This window comes from Paraplanobispora takensis, assembly GCF_016863195.1.
Lineage (GTDB): Bacteria > Actinomycetota > Actinomycetes > Streptosporangiales > Streptosporangiaceae > Planobispora > Planobispora takensis.
The window spans coordinates 1-23,399 of the sequence record NZ_BOOK01000071.1 but is presented as its reverse complement, the minus strand read 5'-3'; the positions used below and the strand labels follow the sequence as shown (position 1 = coordinate 23,399).

The 23,399-nt window shown below is 72.6% G+C and carries 12 protein-coding genes and 1 pseudogene; 6 read left to right on the top strand and 7 right to left on the bottom strand.

Going from position 1 to position 23,399, the window contains the following annotated elements; genetic code table 11:
- Window positions 1-276: 276 nt before the first annotated feature.
- The 7 genes from Pta02_RS37435 to Pta02_RS37405 all read right to left on the bottom strand — a co-directional run bounded on the left by Pta02_RS37435 (window position 277) and on the right by Pta02_RS37405 (window position 18,776).
- Window positions 277-1,053 (bottom strand): CPBP family intramembrane glutamic endopeptidase, encoded by a 777-nt coding sequence (locus tag Pta02_RS37435; RefSeq protein WP_203879768.1) that lies wholly within the window; start codon window positions 1,051-1,053, stop codon window positions 277-279.
- 481 nt (window positions 1,054-1,534) lie between these two features.
- The gene (locus Pta02_RS37430) at window positions 1,535-2,266 is read right to left on the bottom strand and encodes a dienelactone hydrolase family protein (protein WP_203879767.1); all 732 of its coding nucleotides are present in this window, start codon (window positions 2,264-2,266) and stop codon (window positions 1,535-1,537) included.
- 22 nt (window positions 2,267-2,288) lie between these two features.
- Window positions 2,289-2,786: a nitroreductase family deazaflavin-dependent oxidoreductase gene (locus tag Pta02_RS37425; protein WP_203879766.1), complete on the bottom strand. Its 498-nt coding sequence runs from the start codon at window positions 2,784-2,786 to the stop codon at window positions 2,289-2,291.
- Between the two features lie 137 nt (window positions 2,787-2,923).
- Window positions 2,924-3,661, bottom strand: coding sequence for a 4'-phosphopantetheinyl transferase family protein (locus Pta02_RS37420; RefSeq protein WP_239131535.1), 738 nt, complete (start codon window positions 3,659-3,661; stop codon window positions 2,924-2,926).
- Window positions 3,662-3,675: 14 nt separating this feature from the next.
- Window positions 3,676-9,156, bottom strand: a complete 5,481-nt coding sequence (locus tag Pta02_RS37415) for an ATP-binding protein (protein WP_203879764.1) — start codon at window positions 9,154-9,156, stop codon at window positions 3,676-3,678.
- Between the two features lie 27 nt (window positions 9,157-9,183).
- The gene (locus Pta02_RS37410; protein WP_203879763.1) at window positions 9,184-17,118 is read right to left on the bottom strand and encodes a type I polyketide synthase; all 7,935 of its coding nucleotides are present in this window, start codon (window positions 17,116-17,118) and stop codon (window positions 9,184-9,186) included.
- 8 nt (window positions 17,119-17,126) lie between these two features.
- Window positions 17,127-18,776 (bottom strand): acyl-CoA dehydrogenase family protein, encoded by a 1,650-nt coding sequence (locus tag Pta02_RS37405; protein WP_203879762.1) that lies wholly within the window; start codon window positions 18,774-18,776, stop codon window positions 17,127-17,129.
- Between the two features lie 274 nt (window positions 18,777-19,050).
- Between Pta02_RS37405 and Pta02_RS37400 the strand changes: the two genes are divergently transcribed.
- The 6 genes and pseudogenes from Pta02_RS37400 to Pta02_RS37380 all read left to right on the top strand — a co-directional run bounded on the left by Pta02_RS37400 (window position 19,051) and on the right by Pta02_RS37380 (window position 23,321).
- The gene (locus Pta02_RS37400) at window positions 19,051-19,200 is read left to right on the top strand and encodes a magnesium transporter (RefSeq protein WP_203879761.1); all 150 of its coding nucleotides are present in this window, start codon (window positions 19,051-19,053) and stop codon (window positions 19,198-19,200) included.
- Window positions 19,201-19,427: 227 nt separating this feature from the next.
- Window positions 19,428-20,990 carry a serine hydrolase domain-containing protein gene (locus tag Pta02_RS37395; protein WP_203879760.1) on the top strand — a complete coding sequence of 521 codons (1,563 nt, stop codon included), beginning with the start codon at window positions 19,428-19,430 and terminating at the stop codon, window positions 20,988-20,990.
- A gap of 22 nt (window positions 20,991-21,012) precedes the next feature.
- Window positions 21,013-21,582, top strand: a pseudogene (locus Pta02_RS42115) (wax ester/triacylglycerol synthase domain-containing protein); the annotation flags it as partial.
- Entirely contained in the window at window positions 21,583-22,167 is a 585-nt protein-coding gene (locus Pta02_RS42110) for a WS/DGAT domain-containing protein (protein ID WP_275423651.1), read from the top strand.
- Window positions 22,164-23,018 (top strand): alpha/beta fold hydrolase, encoded by an 855-nt coding sequence (locus Pta02_RS37385; RefSeq protein ID WP_203879758.1) that lies wholly within the window; start codon window positions 22,164-22,166, stop codon window positions 23,016-23,018. The genes Pta02_RS42110 and Pta02_RS37385 overlap by 4 nt, the downstream gene beginning before the upstream one ends.
- 45 nt (window positions 23,019-23,063) lie before the next feature.
- Complete coding sequence (locus Pta02_RS37380) at window positions 23,064-23,321, top strand: dsRBD fold-containing protein (RefSeq protein ID WP_203879757.1); 258 nt, start codon at window positions 23,064-23,066, stop codon at window positions 23,319-23,321.
- The last annotated feature ends 78 nt before the right edge of the window (window positions 23,322-23,399 follow it).

Genomic DNA, 23,399 nt, shown 5'->3' with positions numbered 1-23,399 from the left:
CAGGCCCATGCCGAGGCCGTCCAGCGCGGGCCCGACGCCCCCGATCAGATGGAGGCGCGCGGCCTCGGTGGCCGGCAGGACGCCGGTAGCGAAGACCAAGACGTCAGCGGTCGGGAAGAAGTAGGGCGAGCCGCGCAGGGACCAGGCCTGCAGCAGGCTCTTCTCCTCGCCGCCGAGCCCGACGATCGCCCTCGGAAGATCTCCCGAACCCCAAAGACCCAGGACAACATCCGGCCGATGGCCAAGCCGGGGATCGTCCCGGAGAGATCCTGCGCATCACCGCCTGCGCCGCGCCCCGACGGCCCGGCCGACCAGCATCACAGCGGCTACGGCAGAAGCGATGGCGCCGGTGATGAGCGGGTCGTAGTGCGAGCCGTGATCGGGAAACAGCGTCCAGGCGAGGTTGGCACAGGCGTGACAGACGATCGCGGCGAACACGCTGCCCGTGCTGACATACAGCCACACGATGATCACCCGCAGCGCCACGGTGAGCACACACTGCCCTGCGATCCAGACCGGGCCGTGCCCGGCCTGCAGATAAGGGATGAGGTGCCAGAGCCCCCACACCAGTCCCAACGCGACTCCGGCGGCCGCCAGGCCCCAGCGCCTGTACAGCGGATCGGTGGCATACGCCGTCCAGCCCAGCTCCTCGGCCGCGGCGCCGAGGACGAACACCGCCGCCAGCACCGCCACCTCCAGCGCCGAGATCCGCAGCCCCGGCAGCGGCCGACCCAGCCCCACCAGCGCGAGGTAGGAGGCAGCCATGACGGCCGGCGCCGGCATGACAATGGGCGCATACCACCGTAGATTCGGGATCACGCGCCAGTCCCCGGCTCGCCCCAGCAGGCGCCCAACCGCCGCGGGTCCTTCGCGGCGGGTGAGAATCACCGCCGCCAGCACCGGACAGCAGGCCATCAACGCGCTGACGGGCAACTGCTGCCACAATCGCCCCGCTGCGGCGCCGGCCAGCCAGAACGGCACCGACAACGCAAAGACCAGCACGATGAATCGCGCCGGTGATCTGAGCTGCGCGGTATTGGCCTCCTCGATCACACCGCCCTCCGGTTCAATGTCTCCCCGCGAGGCGCCTGTCACCTCGGAACAGCGGCTTTCGCGTGGCTCGGCAAAGCTTCGGGAGCACCGGGCCCTGATCACTTGTCCGCCCTTTCCATCGGCCGCCAACTACCGCACCCGAACGCGACCTTCGACCCGATGGACTGGCATGACCCGAAAGACGTCGGCCACCACCGCCGGCACCGTGATCACCTTGCCGCTGGAACGGCCACGCACCTCAAGGACGACCGCCCGGCCGGGAGCAGTCCGCTTGAGAACAGCACGACATCCGGCCGGGCCGGTCACCGCGACACATCCGCCGCTTCAGCGCATACAGCCGGCCGATGACGAGCGCTTTGCGATGCTTGGATTTGTCTGCCATCAGCACACTCTCCGCGGGAATCCGGCCGTTTTCGCTGTTGAGGGTCTGGGTGGTGGTGTCTTGCGGTTGGGAAATTTGTGTTGACAATAACGATTGCCTTTACATTGTAGATTTCTTGAGGTGGCGGTCGAAGAAGGCGACGATGCGGGCGCGGGCGTCCAGAGCCGACGGCTCGTGGTAGCGGGTGCCTGACACCTTCGACAGCATCACCAGCAGCAGGGTCATGTCGGCCGGGTCGTGGTCGTTCATGAACCCGTGCCCCGCCTGCGGATAGACCTTCACGTCGTGGTCCACGCCCAGCTCCGCCAGGGCGCCTGCCAGCCGGAGCGCCGCCGGACGGCCCATCGGTGAGCGGTCCCGGCCGCCGAAGCTGCCGACGATCGGGCAGGCGCCGGCCAGGATGCGCACCGCGTCCTGCGGGCAGCCGCCGTAGTTCACACTCGCGGCCGCGAATCCGCGTCCCGGGGCAAGCAGCAGCGCATACCCGCCGCCCATGCAGAAACCGATCACGCCGATGTCGCCGGTGCAGTCGGGCCGCCCGGCCAGCCAGGCGCGTGCGGCCTCGATGTCGTCGAAGGTCCGGCCCCGGCGCTCACCCAGATCACGCATGATGGTGCGCAGGCACGACAGCCTGCCGCCCCAGTAGTACAGGTCGGGCGCCAGCGCCACATAGCCCTCCCCCGCCAGCCAGTCGGCCTGGTGGCGCAGGTCATGGCTCATTCCGGTGAAGTCGTGGATCACCACCACCCCGGGCCAGGGCCCCGGCCCGGACGGCAGCGTCACATAGGCCGGCATCTGCCCGTACGGCGTGCGGATCGTCACCTCGCTCATCACATCCTCCTCGCGAACGGTTTCACAGCCTCCCCCTCTCCCCCGGGGCGAGGCGGATCAACGCGGGCCTGCGGCCCAGGCGCCTGGAGTAGCGGGCATAGTCCGGAGCGACGCCCAGCACGCGCCGCCAGAAGGCGTCCGCCTCCCGCTCAGGCAGCTCCCGCGCATTCACCTGATAGGTGCGGCCAAACACCTCGACACGTGCCTGCGGGGCGGCCATGAGGTTGAAGTACCAGCCGGGAGGGGAGGCGAGCCCGCTGTCGGCCGCCACCACGATCAGGTCGTCGCCGTCCGGGAAGAACTGCAGCGGCACTGTGCGTTCCCGGCCCGTCCGGCGGCCCCGGGTGGTGAGGATCAGGGCCTGTCGGTGCCACAGACGCGCGGCTCTGCCCCGGGTCAGGCGCAGCAGCCATACACCGAAGCCGGCGGAGCGGGTGTCCACTTCGTGCTCGATCCGCATTCTGAGCCGCTCCCTCGCGGGAAGCGGCCGGGCCTTGCCGGCCGCGATGGATCTCGTCATGCCACCCTCCCCTGCCTGTGTCTCTGCCTCCATCCGACCCCTGCACGGGGTCCACCGCCGGGGCCGAAAGGCTCCGATACCAGGGACTTCCGACCTCCGGCGAAGCCGAACAAGCCGGACACCGGGGCATCGGCCGGTCAGCCCAGAGGACGGGCCAGCCAGGTGTGCGACGGGGTGGCCGAGGCCAGGGCGGCGGGCTCCTGCAGCGGCAGCGGCGCGGGCACCGGGCGATCCGCCGCCACCGTCAGCAGGAAATCACCGAACCTGCGCCACCACCCGTGCAACATCCGCCCGCCCACGGGTCCCTGCCCGGCCTCCCGCAGGACGCGCACCGCCAACCTGCTCCAGCCGTCCTCCTCATCGCTCAGGAGCACCTCGACCGATCGGGTATCCCGGCGCAGGCCGGCCCGCAGTACCTTCAGCGCACTCTCCTTGGCCGACCACAGCAGGTTGGCTAAAAGCGGGTCGGAGCCGATGACCCGCCGCTCGGAGGGGGTGAAGTAGTCGGCGACGAAGGCGGCGCCGCGCGGCTCGACCAGTTCCAGATCGCAGCCGACGGCGCCGGGCTCCAGACCGAGCAGGCACACCGCCCACCCGGCCCGATCGCTCAACGAGATCCCGACCGGCAGCGGCTGTCCGTCCCGGTAGGCCTCCGGCGCGCCGGAGGAGTGGTGACGGACCTCCAGGTCCCGCGGCTCGGCGGGGCCGTCGGGCCCGAAAAGCAGCCGCATCGCCTCCTTGGCCGTCCACCGGGCCAGCAGGAACTCGGTGCGCCGCTTGGTGAAGCGCATCGAAGCCGCCCGCCCGGCCTCCGCCCGCGCCAGCCACCGGTCACCGGCCGGCAGGTCCGCCTCCCCGCGCGCCAGCCACCGCATCTCCGTCACACCCCTCACTGCGCGGCCATCCCGCGTTCGAGCGCCTGCACGATGTGGGGCCGCAGCCCGGCGGCCGGGATGACGTGGTCCACCGAACCGACCGCCAGCGCCCGCTGGATGCTGTGCACGCGATCGAACTCCGCAGCCACCTCACGCAGCTTCTCTGCGCGCACCTCCTCGGTGACCTGGTGCAGCTGCGAGCGCGGCCCCGCCTGGCGGGCGGCCACCACCCTCGGATCCTGCTCGGTGCGCGCGCCGACCTCCCGCACGAACACCACAGCCGCGGCGGGCGCCCCGCCGATGACCGAGGCGAAGGAGCCCTCGACGGCGGCGATCTCCAGGCGCGGGTTGAGCCGCTTGGAGAACACCACGAACGCGCCACCGTGGTAACGGGAGATCACCACGAACACGATCGGCCCGTCGAAGTTGACCACGGCCCGCCCGATCTCGGCCCCATACTCCAGCTGCCAGCGCCGCATCGACTCCGGCGACCCGTCGAAGCCCGACAGGTTGGCCAGCACGACGACCGGCCGGTTGCCGCTGGCGGCGTTGATCGCCCTGGCCACCTTGCGCGACGACTGCGGGAACAGGGTGCCCGCGCTCCAGGCCGGCGGCCCGTCGGCGGGCACGAACCCGTGCCGGGGCAGCGGCGCAGACGCCAGGCCGATCAGGCACACGGGGATGCCGCCGATGTGGCCGTCCCACACCACGGCGATCTCGGCGTCACGCCAGCGGGCCCAGCGTTCCAGCGGCCCGCAGTCCCGGTCGCAGACCGCGCGCATCACCGACCGGATGTCGAAGGGTCTCTTACGTTCGGCGTTGCGCCCGGCCGAGAAGACCTCGCCGACGGCGGTGAACTCCGGGCCCGGATGCGGCTCGGCCCGCACGTCGCGCTCCGCGGGATCGGTGCTCGGCCGGCGCCGCGGGTAGCGTTCGCCGGGCACGACGTAGGTGTGCTCGTAGTGGTGCAGCAGGATCCGGCACGCCTCGGCGAGCGTGGCCGCGCCGTACTGGGCCTGGCCGTTCGGTCCCATGATCCGCTCGAAGCCGCCGATGCCGGTGTTGTCCTCGGCCGACACCCCACCGGAGAAGTCCAGCGCCTGCTTGCCGGTGAGCACCATCGCGGCGCCGGCGACCATGACCAGGATGCCGCGCGTGTGCATGAGCATCGTGGCCTCGGCGTTCCAGTACGGCTGGGCGCCCACGTTGATGCCGGTCACCACCACGTTGACCTCGCCCCCCGCCTGGGTGAACTCGACCAGGCGGCGCAGCACGGCGGCGATCCAGTCCATGTTCTCGGTGCCGCTGTCCATCGCGATGCGCGCCCCCGACGACAGGGCGAACCACTCCACCGGCACCCGCATCCGCTCGGCCAGATCGAGGGCGGCGATCACGCGGCGGCACTCGGGCTCGGCCAGCGAGCCGAGGCTGCGGGTGGGATCGCCCAGGATGGCGATCCTGGCCATGCCCTCGGGCACCTCGGCGGTGTCGTTGGACATGACGCCGACGACGAGGTTGGCGGTGTTGCGCCCCTGCGGCCGCTCGACCGGTACGAGGGCGCCGTCGCCGTCCAGGTCGTACTCGATGAAGCGGCCGGGCGGGAAGTCGCCGGGCGTCCCGCGCGGCGGGGCGAGCATCCTGACGATCTCATACGGGTAGGGGGCGCCGAAGCGCCGGGCCCGCAGCACCCTGCGCCGGTACTCGCTCAGCGGCCTGATCGGCGCCTGGCCGTACGGTTCCTCGCGCACGGTGATGCGGTCCTCATCCAGCCCCTCCAGGTGCAGCACCGCCGGGCGCGTGCCGCCGTCCGGGCCGGGGATGCGCACCTGCAGCAGCACCTTCTCCAGGCCGACGCCGATCGCGAGGGTGACGAAGGGCCGCACCAGCTCCGGCCAGCGCTCTCGCGGCACATCGAAGGGCGGGCGCACGTACAAGACGATGCGGTTGGAGCGGGGGCGCTGCTCGGGCGGCATGGCGGCCAGGGCCTCGCGCATCGCCGCCAGCGCTTGCAGTCCCATCCGCTCCAGCCGGGGCAGCGACACGATGCGGTCCGCGGAGTCGCGTACCGGGGTCAGGTCGCGTACCTCGGCCATGGCGAACAACCGCACGTCGGCGGGGTTGTCCCCGGCGGTGCCGCGGAACAGGTAGACGTCCTCGGCCGAACGCAGCCGCTCCAGCTCGAAGTTCGACAAACGCCACAGCTCCGCGCGCTCGGCGATCATCGGGTGCAGGTTGCGGTAGAGCGGTTCCTCGGTGAAGCCGTCCGGCCTCTGCCGGTAGGCGAAATGCTGGGTGCGTCGGTGCTCGGCGCCCGCGCCGTGCTCGCTGGTGACGGTGACGCACACCCGCTCCACGTCCCGGCCGAGGTGGCATCCGGCCAGCAGCCGCGCCACCTGCTCCTGCATCTGCTCGGCGGCGGGCCGCTCCCCCGGCCGCCAGGTCATCAGCTCGACGATCACCCGCCGTGCCGGATCGACGCCCGCCAGGTGCGTGGCGATGGCTGCGCACGCCGCGGGCACCTGGCGCAGCGGGGTGTAGGCGACCACCAGGTGACAGGCCAGGCCGTCGTGCTCGAAGTCGGCCGTGCCGAGATCACCGTCGGCGCCGATCCGCTCCAGCGGGCGGGTGCGGTAGAAGCGGCGGATGTAGATCTCGGTGACGACACTCCTGAACGCCGGGCCCGCGCCCCGCCAGCGGGCCAGCAGCGGCCCGCGCATCGGCTGGGGGCACCACACGAGCCGGTCGATCAGGTCCTCACGGTCGGGCCGGCCGGGATCGGCGGCCAGGTCGTCGAGGTGGGCCTCCATCTCGGCGTAGACGGCGGCCAGCGCCTCGTCGTGCTGGGGCTCGTCGAAGTAGCGGAAGCGCACGTCCCTGGCCAGGTCGGCGAGGACGGGATGGCGGACCTGGGCGGCGGTCGCCAGCCGGTCCAGCAGGCCGCGCAGTTCCGGCCCGGCCGCGGGGGCCAGCAGGTCGCGGTGGCGCAGCCGCCGTTCCAGCACGACCGCGACGGCGGGCACCAGGTCGCCCGCCCGCTGGAAGGCGCGGAACATCCACACCACGGCCTCCTCCAGCTGCGGCGTGCGCCGCAGATCCGGCACGCCGTAGCGGGCCAGGACCCGCTGGAGCCGGACGCGGAAGCCCGGCGGCAGGCCCGCCCGATCGGGGTCGAGCCACTGCAGGTAGGACAGCACGTACTCCTGGGCGCTGGCGGCCTCCGGCTCATCGGGATCAGGCAGCGGCCGATACAGGCCGCAGACGTCGGCGAACAGGTCCAGGAACGCCTCCTCGCAGGCCAGCAGCTGCTCATCGTCCGGCTCCAGCGCGGCCTCGACGGCGCGCTGGTCGATCTCTCCCGGGTCCAGGTCGAAGCCCAGCAGGCAGCCGCGCAGCGCCGCGTAGACGGGGCCGCATCCCGGTGCCCCGTGCCCGGCTCGGTGCACGCCGGTGAAGCGCACGGGCGCCCGCGCCACCGGCCCTGCCGCCGCCGGCAGCTCGCGGATGCGCAGCAGCGGCTGGCCTTCCACGACCTGGGTGTTGATCGCCACGTCCACGCCGGCCACCTCGCCGGCGAACGGGGCGGTCAGCGTCGACTCCATCTTCATGCTCTCCATCACGACCAGCGGGTCCCCCTCGGCGACCCGCCCGCCCGGGACGGCGTGCACCGCGACGACGAAGGCCGGGGCGGCGGCGCGGACGATGCCGCCGTCGTCGCGGTGCACCCGGTGGGCGGCCCACTCGCCGTCCCGTTCCACCTCCACCAGGTAGGACGGGCCCTGGGCGGCCACCTGCACCCGGTGGCGCACGCCGTCGCAGGTCAGCCGCCGCTCGTAGCGGCCCAGCCGCTCCACGCGGATCGCCGCCGGCCCGTCGGCCGTCTCCACCCGGTACTCCTCGGGCCCGGTGCGCAACACCGTCAGCTCGTACGGCAGGCCGCGACAGCGCAGTCTGACCCGGTGCCCCCTCCGCTGCGGAACCTCGGGGCGGCCCCGGCCCGCGGCGGCGTGGAAGGCCGCGCGTTCGCTCTGGTGGTCGGCCTCATAGGCCTCGGCGGCGGCCTGCAGCAGTGCCACGGGGTCGGGTCCCGGCAGGTGCCCCGCCTCGGCCGTCAGCCGGTCCAGCCAGGTGTTGTCCGCGGTGCCGAGCCGGACCTCCTCGGCGGCCAGCAGCGACAGCAGGAACGTGCGGTTGGTCGCGCCGCCCTCGATGATCACGCGGGTGGAGGCCAGGGCGCGCCGGAGCCTGGCCAGGGCCTCGGCACGGTCCCTGCCCCAGGCCACCACCTTGGCGATCATGGAGTCGAACTCGGGCGCCACGGTGTCGCCCTCGGCCACGCCCGCGTCCACCCGGATGCCGGGCCCGGCCGGGGGCCGCCAGAGCGCGATCCGCCCGGGGGCGGGTGTGAAGCCCTGCTCGGGATCCTCCGCACACAGCCTGGCCTCGACGGCGTGTCCCCGCACGGGCGGGGGCTCCCCCGCCAGGCGGCCACCCCCGGCCACGTGGAGCTGGAGCTTGACCAGGTCCAGGCCCGCGCTCTCCTCGGTGACCGGGTGCTCGACCTGCAGCCGGGTGTTGACCTCCATGAACAGGTAGCGGCCGGTGTCGGGGTCCACCAGGAACTCCACGGTGCCGGCGTTGCGGTATCCGGCGGCGCGGGCCAGCCGGACGGCCGCCTCCCGGATCTGCTGTTCGGTGTCCGGCGTCAACGCGGTCGAGGCGGACTCCTCGATCACCTTCTGGTTGCGGCGCTGGATGCTGCAATCGCGCACGCCCACCGCCCAGACGGTGCCGTGGGCGTCGGCGATGACCTGCACCTCGACGTGCCGGGCGCGCGGGACGAACTGCTCGGCGAAGACGGCCGCATCGCCGAAGGCCGCCTCGGCCTCGGCGCGGGCCGAGGCCAGCGCGGGGCCCAGTTCCTCCGGGCGGCGCACGATCCTGATGCCGCGCCCGCCGCCGCCGGCCGCCGCCTTGATGAGGACCGGGTAGCCGAGCTGCTCGGCGTGCTTGAGCGCATCGGCCGTGTCGGCCACGGGGCCGCCGCTCCACGGCACCACGGGCACGGCGGCCTTCTCCGCCAGCAGCTTGGCCGCGATCTTGTCACCGAGCAGGCTGATCGTCGCGCTGCCGGGGCCCACGAACGTGATGCCCGCCTCCTCGCAGCGACGGGCGAAAGAGGCGTGCTCGGCCAGGAAGCCCCAGCCGACCCAGACGGCGTCGGCACGGGCCCGCAGGACGGCCGCCATGACGCGTTCCTCGTCGAGGTAGGCGGACTTGCGGCGGCCGTCGCGCGGGTCGAGGTAGGTGGCCGGGCCCATGGAGACGGCCTCGTCGGCCATCCGGCTGAACCAGGCTCCGGCGTCCGGATCGGTGTGCAGGACGACGGTGGTCATGCGGGGCATGACGCCCTCGCGGTTGAGCTCCGCGACGGCGTCGAGCACCCGGTTCGCGGGCTCGCCGCGGTTGACCACGGCGAGCCGTCTGATGTCCGGCATGTCTGCCTTCCCCTTCCTGAGGGACGGTCAGCGGGTTCCGCCGCCGGGGGCGCTCAGCGGGGCCAGCGACTCCAGGACGCCGGCGGGCAGGCCGCCGGGCAGCGGGGTGCCGCGGTAGCCCTCGACCTCGACCAGTACGCGGCCGTCGGCGTCCAGGACTGCGCAGTCGTACCGGTCGCCGCCGGCGGGGAGCGCCTGCGCCATCCGGTCGTCCTTGCCGTCGTCGGCGTTCTCGCCCTCTCCGCCGTGCAGCGTGATCCGGTCCACGTGCGCCGGCAGGGCCAGGTGCCCGCGATCGGCCGCCTCCGCCAGGGCCGCGGTCTGCAGGCACAGCTCGACCAGGCGCGGCGGGGTGAGGGTGGACACGCCGGGCGGCTTCAGGGCGGGGGGCAGGTCCGGGGCCATCCGGGCCGCCGCGCCCGTGTCGTGACTCCAGGCCGAGGCGACCACCCGGTAGGCCGGGCCGTGGAAGAACAGCCGGTACACCTCGGCGGCGGCCATCACGGTGGCGGGCTCCTGCGGCCTGGGCCGTCGCTGTTGCGGCGCGGACTGCTCCGGTGCGGACCGCGTCAGCCGTACCGCGCCGGTGAAGTGGACGGTGCGCTGCGGCTCGGCCGAGCCGGGCAGCAGCCGCTCGGCCTCCAGCGCGCACCGGGCCAGCAGGTCGTCCCCGTCCCGGCCGACCACGGCCCGCACGCTCAGCGTGCGCGGCTCGTCGCGGTAGAACTTCACCGGGGCCAGGAAGTCGACGTCCTCCACCGCGACGATCCGCCACCCCGGGGCGGCCAGCCGGGCCGCCTCGGTGAAGGCCTCCACACCCATGACGCCGGGCAGCACCGCGACGCCGTCGATGCGGTGGTCGTTCAGGAACGGCTGCCGGGCGGGGTCGAGCGTGGTGCGCACGGTCAGCCCCGTGTACACCCCATAGGACTCGACGGTGTCCGCCATGGGACCCGCCGCGGTCCCGGGTCCGGTTTCCAGGCCGGGCTCGGCCGTCTTCCCGGGCGTGAGGTCGAGACCGCCGCTCTCGTCCCGTTCCGCGCCGAGCACGCCCAGCGCCCCGGCGACGACGACCTCGCCGCTGTGGCCGGAGACGGTCAGCTCACGCCGGATCCAGGGTACGCCCACCTCCGGCGCCAGCGTCTCGATCCCGGCCATCTCCATGATCTTGGGGATCGAGCCGCGGGTGGCCATCCCGACGCCGCCCCAGGCGGTCCAGTCGATCGCCAGGGCCCGGGTGCCCGGCCGGGTGCGGCGCATGCCGCCGGCCATCTTGCACAATAGGTCGTTGGCCGCGCTGTAGTCGCTCTGCCCGGCGTTGCCGAACCGGCCGGCCACCGAGCTGAACAGCACGGCCGCGCCGATCGGCATGTCCCCGGCGGCGTGCAGCACATTGAACCAGCCGTCGCTCTTGACGTCGAAGACCAGGCCGAACTCCTCGGGCCGCTTGTCGGCGAGAGAGTGGCTGATCTCCAGGCCCGCCGCGTGCAGCAGCACGTCCACGTGCCCGCTGTTCTTGCGCACCTCGTCCATGACGCGGCCGACCGCGTCGGAGTCGGTGAGATCCACCTGGTGGTAGTACGGCGTGCCGCCCGCACGCCGTACGGCCTCGACGGCCTCCAGCGCGGCGTGCAACCGCTCGTAGTGGGCCAGTTCGCGTTCGACGAGCACCGGGGTGGGGCGCTCGCCGCGCTGCTTGATCTGCACCACCAGGTCGGCCTTGAGCCCTTCGCGGTCGGTGGCGTAGCGCCGCAGCTCCGGATCGGCCGGGTCCGGCTCGTGGGTCAGGTCGAGCAGGTGGAACACCCCGCCGGAGGCCTCGGCCAGGTCGGCGACGATGGCCGAGACGATGCCTCCGGCCGCCCCGGTCACCAGGAAGACGGTGCCGGGCCCGAGCACGAGCCCGCCCGTCCCCGGCGCATCCGTCCCCGTGCCTTCCGTTCCCGCGCCGAACGGGCGCTCGGCCAGGCCGACCGTCCAGCGCAGGCCGTCGGCGTGGCCGACCTCGACGCACCCGGGGTCACGGAGCGTCTCCTCGATCAGAGCGTCGGCGAGGGCCGCCGTCCTGCGACCGGCGGGGAAGTCGACCGCCTTCACCAGGGTGCCGGGAAGCTCGCGGGCGTAGGCCTTGGTGAAGCCAGTCACGGCGCCGCCCAGCCGGTTCAGCGCCCCGGCCTCGTCGTAGCCGTGGTATCCGCCGAGCCTGGTGGCGGCGACGAGGAACGGCTCCCGGCCGTACAGGCGGCGGGTGAGGGCGTAAAGATTCCTCACCCTGTGGCGCAGCGCCTCCCGCCAGCCCGCCGGGTCCATCCCCTCCGGCGCCTCCTCCTCGTCGAGGGCGGGCAGCCAGTAGACGCCGTGCACCGCGCCGTCGGCCAGCCAGGCATCGGCGCGCGCGTTCACCTCCTCCTCACTGCAGGCGACGTCGAGGGCCAGCACCTCGCAGCCGAGCTTCGCCAGCCGCCCGGCCAGCGCCTTGCCGACGCCGCCGGTGTCCATCCCGACGACGACCCGCGTCCCGTGGCCCAGCCGTACGCCGGTCTCCTTGCAGCGTTGCGTGGCGGGCCTGAGTACGGGGACCGGTACGCGCCGCGGGTATCGGCCGGTCTCCTCCTCGCCCGCCTGCGCCGCGGGTCCGGCCTCCTCCCGTGTCGCGCTCCCGGCGGCTCCCGCCGGTTCTGCGCTCTCACCGGTACCGGCCGGTACGGCGGCCGGGTGCGCGGCGGCGAGGCGGTCGCGGATCCAGCCCACGACGTGGTTGAGCGTCGGGAAGTCACGCAGGCGCAGCTTGGGATCGCGCTCCAGGCCGAAGCGCTCCCGCACGGCGGCGAAGATCTCGGCCTGCTTGACCGTGTCCACGCCCAGATCCGCCTCCAGATCCAGATCCGGCTCCAGCAACTCCGGCGGATACCCGGTCATCTCCGACACGATCTCCACCACGGCCGCAGCCACCGGGTCCCCACCCACGACGGGCGGGACGGCCTGCTCGGCGGGGGCCGTCGCAGGTACGGCGGGCGGCGGCTGGGGGGAAACCGGTCCCGGGGTCACTTCCCCGGTGAAGGTCGGCGCCGCAGGTGGGGCGTGGGCGGGTGAGGGAGGCTCATGCGTGAGCATGGATCCGGCCGCCGGGCCGCCCGCTGCGGCTGCCTGCGCCGTACGGCCCGCCGCACCTGTCCTCGCCACCTGCTCGGCCGTACCGCCCGGGGCGCCGCCGTCGGCGACGCGCAGCCGGCGCTGGACCACCTCCAGGCGTGCCCCGGGTCCACCCGTCACCGTGGCCAGCCACCTGTCCCAGGCGGCGTGGTCGACGATGCGGTAGCCGTACCCCAGCTCCCTGGGCGAACGGTGCCGCCCGTCCGGCATCGGCGTCCAGCGCAGCAGCGTCATGGCGATCTGCGAGCCGAATCCGGCGGCCAGCCGCAGCGCGTACCGCACCGGGTGGGCCCCGCCGGTGGACAGGTTGAGCGCGCCCAGTTCCGGGTCGGGCTCCTTGAAGTTCGGCACGGGCGGCACGATGCCCGTCTCCATGGACTTGATCGCGACGACGTCCTCGACTCCGGCGCCCATCGCGTGCCCGGTGAAGCCCTTGGTGTTGGTGATGATGACGGAGTCGGCCGAGGCGCCGAAGGTCTGCCGCAGCGCGTGGATCTCGGCCGCCGCACTCCCCCCGCGCGCCGGGGTATAGGTCTCATGGGAGACGAACACCGTCTCGGGGGCCAGCTCGTGGCGGTCGGCTCCGCGGCTCTCCGCCTGCCGCATCACCTGCTCCATGATCCGGCCGATGTGCTCGACGTCCAGGCGGGTGCCGTGGAAGGCGCTGTTGGCGGTGACGGCGCCCAGCATCTCGCAGATCGGCTGCAGCCCGCGCTCGCGGGCGGCCTCGGCCGACTCGATCACGATGGCCGCCGCCCCCGCGCCGACGATCATCCCGTGGCGGCGCCGGTCGAACGGGGTGGCGGCCTCCTCCACGACGTCGTCGGTGGCCGCGGCGCCCGAGGCCAGGAAGCCGGAGCCGACCCAGGGCAGCAGCGTGTCGGAGGTGACGTCGTCGGCGGAGACGATCACCACGCGGCGGCAGCGTCCGGTGCGGATCCAGTCCTCGGCCACGCACATCGCCTGCGTGGTGCTCGCGCAGGCGGCGTTGACCTGGGTGTTGGGCCCCCGGGCGCCGATGATCTCGGCGAACTGCGAGTGCCCCATGGACAGGCAGCGGAACAGGAAGCGCCGGTCGAAGACGTAGCGCTCGGCGGTGAGCAGGTGACGCAGCTCGCCGATGCGCCGCTCGACCTCGGCGGTCGCGGCCTCCTGCCCGCGCATCCTGGCCCGGACCGCCTCCAGCGCCAGAAGCTGATCCCTGCGGCCCCGGTCGGTGAAGTAGCGCTCCAGTTCGTCGGCGAAGGCGTCGTAGCCGGGGAAGGCGGAGGCGAACACCACACCGGTGTCGTCGCGCAGCGCCTCGGGCAGGCCCCACCGGTCGGGCAGCCTGGTGCCCACGGTCGTGGTCTTGTACCGCATGACCAGCGGGATCCCCGCATCGCGCAGCGCGTCGAACCCGGCGCCGATCGCCAGCCGGGTGACCGCGTCGAGCGCGGCGTCCCGGTCGGCGTCCACGCCGAACTCGGCCACGACGTCCAGCGGCGCGTGCCGGGCGGCGAGCTTGATCACCTCCGCCTCGTTGTCGATCGTCTCGAACGTCGGATCACCCGCCTCGCGCTTGACCAGCCGGGTGATGCGCCGGTCCACCATGGCGCGGCGGAAGCGGTGCGGGATGGTGTCGATGAACTGCTGGCCGGCCAGGATGCGGGCCAGGTTCTCGTCGTCGAAGACGCGCTCGACGCCGGGCAGCCCGAGCGCGGCGCCGGTCACCACGACCGGTTCCGCGGACGGCGGGGCGTCGGCCGCTCCGCCGTACAGTGCCAGGCCCTGCTCCAGGGTCCGCGCGAACAGCCGGCCGAGCTCGGTGTAGTTCTCGGTGGTCATGGGGGACCTCGCAGCGCTGACGGGGCGGGCTGGGGTGACAGGGCCGGTGGAAACGTGGGCGGCGCGGGCGGCCTCCCGGGTCGTCCCCTCGCCGGGTACGGTGACCCGGAGCGCACTCTCACCCGGTACGGCGGGCGCGCTCCCGAAGCCGAGCCCGGCGGCATACAGCCCGCACAACGCCTGGTTGAAGGAGGCCACGTCGCCGTTCTTGGGGTGGTTGGTGTACAGCGCGAGCACGTCGTCGTGCACGGAGCCGAGCACGTCCTCGGCGAAGCCGTGCAGCGCCTTCTTGGGTCCCACCTCGACGAAGACGCGCGCGCCCGCCTCGTACAGGGTGCGCAGGCCGGTGACGAAGCGCACCGGAGAGGCCACCTGGCGACCGAGGATGTCCAGCATCGTGTCGACGTCGGCGTCGGCCGGGTAGAACTCGCCGGTCACGTTGGCCACGATCGGCATGGCGGGCGGCCGGATGTCCAGGCGGCGCAGCGCATCCTTGAGGGGCTCGCCGGCCGGGGCGACGATCGAGGTGTGGAAGGCGTGGCTGACGGGGATGCGCGTGGCCGTCATGCCCGCGTTCCTGAAGGTCTCCACGACGGCCTCGACGGCGGCGGTGGCGCCGCCGACCACGGCCTGCCGGGTGCTGTTGATGTTGGCGACGACCACGTCGCCGCCGGTCCCGGCGACGATGTGCTCGATCTCGGGCAGCGGGCCGAAGACCGCGGCCATGGCCCCGTTGTCGGCCAGCGAGAGTGAGGCCATCTCGTGGCCGCGCGCGCTGACCGCCTCCAGCGCGGCCTCGAAGGTCAGCGCCCCGGCGGCGACCAGCGCGCCGTACTCGCCGAGGCTGTGACCCATGACCATGTCGGGCCGCACGCCGTAGGCCTCCAGCAGCCTGGTCAGCGCCAGGTCGGCGGTGAGCACGGCGGGCTGGGTGATCTCGGTCTGCAGGAGCTGCCGCTCCAGCGACTCGAGGTCGCCGGCGTCGGAGAAGACGTAGGAGGTCAGCGGGCGGCCGAGCAGCGGCGTCATGACGCGGTCGGCCTCCTCGAAGGCGGCGGCCACGACCGGTTCCCGCTCGCGCAGCTCGCGCAGCATGTTGACGTACTGGGAGCCCTGGCCGGTGTAGAGGAAGGCGACCTCCGGGGCCGGGCCGCGACCGAGGAAGACGCCCCGGGAGCGCAGCATCCGCCACACCGCCGGCTCGTCCCGGCGCAGCGCGGTGATCGCCTTGTCCGCCTTGTCGGCCAGGTCCGCGGCGTCGGCGTAGTCGATGGCCACCCGGATCGGGGCGGCGGCCGCCGCGGGATCGGGCGGCCGGGGCTCGGGGGCGGCGGTCAGCCGCCCGAGCCGGTCGACGACCTCGGCCTCGTCCGATCCGGCGACCACGGCGGCGCCCCTGAGCGGAGCCCGGGGCTCCGCCGTGACCGGGGCGGGCCGGTGTGCCGCGGGCGTGGCGCCCGCCGTACCCGCCGCGGCCGGATCCCGGCCCGTCGCCGTCTGTGCCGTGGCCGTCTGTGCCGCGGTGGCGAAACTGCGGGGGGCGTCCGCGGTGCGGTACCGGCCGGGCAGGTACTCCTCCAGCACCAGGTGGAAATTGGTCCCGCCGAACCCGAAGGCGCTCACACCGGCGCGGCGGGCGCCGCCGGCCGGACGCGGCCACTCCCTCAGTCCGGTGCAGACCCGGAAGGGGATGGCAGACCACTCGACGTTCGGGTTGGGCCGCTCGAAGTGCAGGCTGGGCGCGAGCACGCCCTCGTGCAGGCTCATCACGGTCTTGAACACCCCCGCCGCGCCCGCGGCGGCCTTGAGGTGACCGATGTTGGACTTCACCGAGCCGAGGGCGATCGAGCCCGGCCGGGCGCCCGCCTTGGTGAAGACCTCGCTGAGCGCGCCCAGCTCGGTGGCGTCGCCCACCCGGGTGGAGGTGCCGTGGGCCTCGAGGAGCGTGGCGGCGGCGGGATCGACCCCGGCGCCCTCCCAGGCGCGCTCGATGGCCAGCCGCTGGCCGATCGGGTTGGGTGCGGTGATCCCCTTGCCCCTGCCGTCGCTGGACCCGGCCAGGCCCAGGATGACGGCGTAGACGCGGTCACCGTCGCGCTCGGCGTCATCCAGTCGCTTGAGCACGAACAGCGCGGCGCCCTCACCCATCACGAAGCCGTCGGCGCCCTCGTCGAAGGGGCGGGTGCCGGTGGCCGACAGCGCGCCGATCTTGCAGAACTTGACGAACGCGGCCACGCCCATGTTCCTGTCGACGCCGCCGGTGACCACGGCGTCGAAGTCGCGGGCCTGCAGGCCGCGCACCGCCGAGGCCATGGCCGCCAGCCCCGAGGCGCACGCGGCGTCGGTGGTGAAGTTGGGGCCGCGGAAGTCGAACAGGTTGGCCACCCGCCCGGCGATGATGTTGGCCAGCTCGCCGGGCATGGTGTCCTCGGTGACCGGCGGATACCCGGCCAGGTAGGAGGTGGCGGTCTCACGCAGGACGGCTTGGCGCACCTGCTCGGGCAGCGCGGCGAACGACGGGGCCTCGCGCAGCCGCCGCAGATACTCGGGCAGCTCGATCCGCGTGTTGGTGCGATAGTGCTTCTCCCCGCCGAGGGCGTTGCCGATGATCACGGCCACTCGTTCCGGGTCGACCTGCCAGCCGGGCCAGCCCGCGTCCAGCAGCGCCGCCCGGGAGGCGCTGATCGCCCACTTCTGCCCGTCGTCGAGCTGCGCGGCGACGGTCGGCGGCACGGCCAGACGCCATCCCAGCGGGTCCCAGGGGAACTCGCGCACCCAGCCGCCGATCCGCGAGTAGGTCTTGTCCGGAGCCTTGGGGTCGGGGTCGTAGTACAGGGCGGGGTCCCACCGCTCGGCGGGCACGTCGGAGATGGAGTACCGGCCGCCCTTCACATTCGCCCAGAAGGCCGCCGCGTCCGGCGCGTCCGGCATGATCGCCCCGACGCCCACGACGGCGACGGGCTCGAGTCTGATGGTGTCCATGACGAGTCCTAAAGATCCGCGCGGCCGTACAACACGTCCGCGATGAGGTCCATGTCGGCCAGCAGCCCCCGCTGAGCCGCGCGGACCGCATCCAGGCGCGGCCCCTCCAGACCGGTCCGCGCAGCGGTCCCGTCCGGAGACAGCGCGCCGAGCACCAGGCGCGTCCCCTCCTCAGCGATCCTCATCGCGGCCTCGCGGGCGAAGACCCGGCTGACGGCGGACAGGGTCGCGGGGCTGAAACGCCGATCGGTCTTCTCGGGCGACGTACCGCCCAGGGCGTCTGCGGCCCGGTGGGCGAGGCTGCCGGCCGCCTCGCCGTAGGCGATCAGCTCGCCCAGGCGCAGCAGCACATGCTGGCTGCGGGTCAGGCGCTCGGTGCGGCAGGTCTCCATGAGGGCGCCCAGGCAGTCGAGCGCGAGCGCGGCGGTGCCCGCACCGGTCTCGGCGGGCAGGGCCGCCACGGAGCGAGCGGTTTCGGAGTAGTGGGTGCCGCGCGTCTTGAGGTGCTGCTGCCAGCGGTCCCTGGCGACGGTCATCTCCAGGATCTCCGAGGTGCCCTCGTAGATCGTGGTGATGCGCACATCGCGTTTGATCTTCTCCACCAGGTAGGGCCGGGTGTAGCCGTAGCCGCCGTGGGCCTGGATCGCGGCCTCGGCGGCCGTGTTGCCCGCCTCGCTGGCCAGATACTTGGCGATCGCACCCTCGGCGTTGAGCACGCCCTGCGCGCCCTCGCCCGCGTCGATGCGGGTGGCGGTCTCCTCGATGAAGGCCCGCGCGGCCTCCAGCCGTACGGCGTGCGGCACGATCAGCTTGTGGGTGTAGCCCTGCTTGGCCGCCAGCGGCGTGCCGGCCTGCACCCGGTCGGCGGAGAAACGGATCGCCCGGTCGACGGCCTCCCAGCCGGCGCCGAGCCCGAAGGCGGCCACCATGAGCCGCGTGTAGCCGAACACGTGCTGGGCCTGGGTCAGTCCCCTGCCCTCGGTCAGGCCGACCAGGTGCTCGGCGGGGACGAACACCTCGTCGAGATAGAGCGCCGCGGTGTTCGACAGCCGGATGCCGTGCTTGTCCTCCGGCACGGCCGAGGAGAAGCCCTCGGTGCCGCGCTCGACCACGAACCAGGAGGGTCCGCCGGGGGCCAGCGCCAGCACGCAGCACACATCGGCGATGGAGCCGTTGCTGATCCACTGCTTGCGGCCGGTGATCCGATACCCGCCCTCGACGGGCCTGGCCGTGGTGCGCAGCGCGCCCAGATCGCTGCCCGCCTCGGGCTCGGTGGCGCCGTAGGCGAACAGCAGGCCCTCCTTGGCGATGCGCCCCAGCCAGCGCTCCTTCTGCCCGGAGGTGCCGCCGAACAGGATCGGATCGCCGCCCAGGAAGGTGGCGAACACCGAGGTGGCCAGCCCCAGGTCGAGGCGGGCCAGACGCTCGCAGATGCGGTAGGAGTCGAACGCGCCGCCTCCCAGCCCGCCGTACTCCTCCGGGATGAAGGCCAGCTGCACGCCGAGGTCGTCGCCGCACATCGCCCGCACGGTGTCCTCCGGGCAGATGTCGGTGCGGTCCAGTTCGAGCTGACGCTCCTCAGGCAGCGCCGCGTGGACGAAGTCGCCCAGCGCCTCCAGCATGAGATCGAGTGTTCCGAGGTCGAGGCCACTACCCATGGCTCGCCTCCCTTGGCTCTGCCGATCGGGGATCGGGACGGCGATTGCGCGGTTCTCCGCGTGAGCTCTCCCCGCACCGTAGGCCCGGCCCGGACCGGCGAACAGCCTCCGGAGGACCCCGGCCGATGGGACTTTCGTCCCGAACCCCCCGCCAGGCGCGATCCGGGTATCGTCGACCTAACGTAGAAGGTCACGCAGGTCGGTACCCAGACCGAGGCCGTCGTGGTGCGCGAGTGGCGCCGACCGCGGCCATCTCCCTGTTCGCCGCTGCTCAGTGGCCTCCGTCCTGGCCATGGTGCTGCCGTGGCTGCTCAACCGCCTCGGCCGCGACCCCGCCTTTGGATCCGGTCCGCTGGCCACGGTCATCCAGGACTTGGTCTCCATCACCGTCTATCTGCTCACCGCGATGCTGATCGTCGGCTGATATCAGGGCTGTCCTCCTAGTCGATTTTTCTTTGTTTCGGTCTTTTGTTTTGTACAATGAAATCGGATTTACTTTGTAGATTAAAAACAGGCTGGTGGTAGAAGGTCCCTGGTCGGGGTGGCTTTCGGCCCTGGTCGCACCTGGGCTCGGCGGCGACGATGGCAGTGGCGGCCGAGGGCCGCGGCGTGTCACCTGTTGCCCTTCCGGCGCCGGAGGAGGGGTGAGCAATGGCACGTCAAGCCACATATCCCCAGCGTGAGACCGGCGGACTCCCCACGATCGACACTCTCCGGCTGCGCACGTGGGTCATGGAGATGCTCAACCGGCATCCCTGCGTCGGCCTGGCCGTCGGTGTGGTCCGCACCGGATCGCCCGGCTTCTTCCACGGCCACGGATTGGCGGACATCGCCGCAAACACGCCGGTCACCCAGGACACCGTCTTCCGTATCGGGTCTCTCACCAAGCCCGTCACCGCGATCGCGGTGATGCAGCTGCACGAGCAGGGCCTCATCGACCTCGACGCACCCGCCGGCGACTATCTGCACGCTTATGCACTGGTTCCGGCGCAGGCCGGGTTCCGGCCGGCGACGGTACGTCATCTCCTGACCCACACCGCCGGGATCGCAGAGGTGCAGCACTTGCGCGACCTGCTCCATCTCGAGGCCGGGCCGTTCGGGGGGCGCCCTCCCCAGCTCAGCGTGCGGGCCGGGGGGCCGTTGCCATCGCTGGCCGAGTACTACTGCCGGGGTCTGCCGATCGTGGCCGAGCCCGGTACGGCCTTCGCCTACTGCAATCACGGCTATGCCACGCTCGGCCAGATCGTCGAGGATGTGAGCGGGAGAAGCCTGGAGCGCTATTTCCGCGAGCGGATCTTCGACCCCCTCGGCATGCAGGACACCGGCCTCGTCCGCTCCGGAGCCGTCTCCTCGCGCCTGGCAACCGGTTACGCACTGGGACGCCGCGGCGTGCAGGCCACACCCGACCGGGACTGGATCGGCGCAGGAGCCGGTGGAATCTACTCCACCACCCGGGACATCGCCCGCTTCGCCGCGACCCTCCTGGGCGAAGGCGCCGGCGAGAACGGCTCCGTCCTCCGGCCGGACACGATCGCCACGATGTACGAGCCCCATTTCCGGCCGGATCCTCGCGTTCCGGGGTGGGGGCTCGGGTTCTTCAGCGGCCGGGCAGGCCGACACCGGGTGGTCGGGCACGACGGGATCCTGCCCGGCTTCAACTCGGCGGTGTTCCTCGCGCCGGACGACGGCGTCGGCGTCGTCGCCCTCACCAACGGCTCGCCGGGCGCGTTCGGGTGGATGGAGACGGAGTTCAAGCGGCTGCTGCGCCGCCTGATCGACGTGCCCGACGAGGTGGTCCGCACCGACATCCCGCAGCGCCCCGAAATCTGGGCGGAGCTGCGCGGCCGCTACCGGCTGCCTGCGCGGATCTCGGACCTGCGGGGGCGCCTGGCGATGCCCGGCGGCGTCGAGGTGTTCGTCCGCGGCGGGCGCTTGATGATCCGGGCGCTGACACCCATCCCGTCCCTGTATCGGGGCCTGCCGCTGTGCCCCGACGAGGAGGACGATCCCTACGTGTTCCGGCTGGGTCTTCCGGAGTCCGGGGCGTCGAGCCTCCGCGTCGTGTTCGGCACCGCCCCGAGCGGCACGGCGGCCATGCACGTGGATCTCGGAGGGCAGCCGATATCGCTCATCAGGCGTCCCGTGGAAGGCGGCAAGGCCGCCGCCGTGCGATCCGTCATGAGGCGTCGCCGGCGATCTCAGGAGGTGCGGTGATGAGCGGCCTGGCAACGCCCACCGGGCTTGGGGGGACGCCCCGCGCTTCGACGTCTGCGAGCACATCGTGACCCGGGCGCTTCCCCCCGGGACCGCCGAGGCAGGTCTCCTGACCGTGACCGAGGAACTGCGAAGCGAACGGTTCGACCCATCGCGCCCGCTCTGGCGGATGTGGCTCCTGCCAGGGCTGCCCGGCGGACGGGTCGCCATGTTCGTCAAACTGCACCATGCGATCGCCGACGGCACGGCCGCGATGACCACGCTCGCGGCCTTCCTGGATCCCGGCCCGGATACGCCGATCACGCCGGCGCCGCCCTGGACGCCCGCGCTTCCACCCCCGGACCGTGACCTCCTCGCCGACAGCATCTGGAGGCGCCTTCGGCCGCTGGGGCGCGCGGGATCAATGCTCCTGCGGCCGAGCCGGACGCTGCGGCACGCCCGCGAGGCCTGGCCCGCGATCCGCGAGCTCCTCGCCGAGCAACCGGCGACCCGGACGAGCCTGGACCGGATGGTAGGTCCCGGACGGAGCCTCGCCGTGATCCGAACCGGCCTTGACGAGATCAGACTTACCGCGCACGCCCACGGCGCAACCGTGAACGACGTCCTGCTCGCCCTCACGGTGAGCGGCCTGCGTGCCGTACTGGGCGGCCGTGGCGAACCGACCGAGGACACCACCGTACGGGTCTACGTCCCCGTCTCGTTGCGACCGCGGATCAGCGGACCGCAGCAGGGCAACCTGATCGCGCAGATGGCCGTCCCGCTGGCGCTGCGCGAGTCCGGCGCGGGCGACGAGCTCCGACGCATCGCCGCCGAGACCGCCAAGAGGAAATCGCGGGCCCGCACATCCCTCGCAGCGCTGATCGGCGGCCGGCTCACGAGAAAGATCATGCTGGTCGCGGTGATGCGCCAACGCGTCAACGTGGCGACCGCCAGCATCCCCGGCCCGACCATGCCGCTGTTCCTGGCGGGCGCGCGGGTGCTCGAGGTGTTCCCGGTACTGCCGCTGATCGCGAACGAACCCCTCGGCGTGGGCGCGCTGTCCTACGCCGGAGCGCTCACCATCGGCGTCGTCGCCGACCGAGACGCCTATCCGGATCTCGACGTCTTCATCGCCAGCGCGTGCCAGGAGCTGGACAGGCTCGGCGTGCCGACCCCTCTTACGGAGGTAGTGCCATGACAACGATCCCGGTACGTGACATCCGCCTGTTCGTCGAGGTCGTCGGACGCGGCCACCCGCTGGTGCTCATGCACGGCGGCCCGGGAGCGGACCACTGGACGCTGCTGCCGTTCCGGCAGCTCCAAGACCGCTTCACCCTCATCTTCTACGACCACCGCTGCAACGGACGCTCCGACGGCGCTCCCGTCACATCGATGACCTGGGAGAACCTGACCACCGACGCCGACGCGCTGCGCGAGAGGCTGGGTTTCGAAAAGTGGGCCGTGCTCGGCCACTCCTTCGGCGGCAACGTGGCCCTGGAGTACGCGCTGCGGTATCCGGACAGACTGTCCCACCTCGTGCTGCTCGATACCGGCGGCGACAGCCGCTGGGGGCAGGAGAACGCTCCGCGGTTGCTGGCCAGGCGCGGATTCTCGGGCAGGAAAGTGGAGCTCGCCCGGCGCTGGTTCAACGGCCAGACCGCGCCCTGGGAGTTCTACCCGACGCTCCTGAGGCTCGGCTCCGCCTACAACCCGCACACGGGCTTCGTCGCGGCCATGCGGATGATGTTCGCGCAACGTCATTCGAAGGCGCGGCCACAGGCCGAGATCTTCGGCTTCAGCCGGCTGGTGAAGGGCTGGACGGTCATGGACCGGCTGGGTGAGATCAGGACGCCCACCCTGGTGATCGCCGGACGGGACGACTTCGTGTTCCCACCTGAGCATCAAGGTCAGCTCGCAGCCGGGATCCCGGGAGCCCGGCTTGAGATCATCGAGCGTGCCGGGCACAACCCGCACGACGAGCGGACCGACGAGGTCATGCGGATGGTCCGGGAGTTCATCGCCACGGACGTCGCGGTCGTGGATGCGTGATCGGTATGCACGCCGTCGGCCCGTTCTGCGATCACCCCTCGGCCGGTGGACGGTGCCGGGCCCAGGCCTGCGAAGACGGCATGGGGCGTTGGTCCCGCCCGGGCGGTCCTGACCACCAGGGACGGCACGCACCTGGCCGGGGCCGGGCGCGCCCGCCGCAATCCGGCCGGCTTCCCGGTGTCCGAGATCGGTGATGAGCCGGCAGTCACCCGCGCGCTGGCCGACCTCGCCGAAAAATCGCCTCGTCTTCCTCGTCGAGCTCTTCCCCGCCGCGCTTCTCGGTCAGAATCCGTCATAACGTGATTTTTTGCACCACACCATGAGCATGCCGGTGCCCCACCCCGGTGCGGGGTGGGGCACCGCTTCCGGGGCCGTGGCGCC

Bases quoted from the DNA above. Each gene is read 5' to 3' on its own strand.
- Pta02_RS37430 (WP_203879767.1), bottom strand. From the start codon at position 2,266: ATGAGCGAGGTGACGATCCGCACGCCGTACGGGCAGATGCCGGCCTAT.
- Pta02_RS37425 (WP_203879766.1), bottom strand. From the start codon at position 2,786: ATGACGAGATCCATCGCGGCCGGCAAGGCCCGGCCGCTTCCCGCGAGG.
- Pta02_RS37420 (WP_239131535.1), bottom strand. From the start codon at position 3,661: ATGCGGTGGCTGGCGCGCGGGGAGGCGGACCTGCCGGCCGGTGACCGG.
- Pta02_RS37415 (WP_203879764.1), bottom strand. From the start codon at position 9,156: ATGCCGGACATCAGACGGCTCGCCGTGGTCAACCGCGGCGAGCCCGCG.
- Pta02_RS37410 (WP_203879763.1), bottom strand. From the start codon at position 17,118: ATGGACACCATCAGACTCGAGCCCGTCGCCGTCGTGGGCGTCGGGGCG.
- Pta02_RS37405 (WP_203879762.1), bottom strand. From the start codon at position 18,776: ATGGGTAGTGGCCTCGACCTCGGAACACTCGATCTCATGCTGGAGGCG.
- Pta02_RS37395 (WP_203879760.1), top strand. From the start codon at position 19,428: ATGGCACGTCAAGCCACATATCCCCAGCGTGAGACCGGCGGACTCCCC.
- Pta02_RS37385 (WP_203879758.1), top strand. From the start codon at position 22,164: ATGACAACGATCCCGGTACGTGACATCCGCCTGTTCGTCGAGGTCGTC.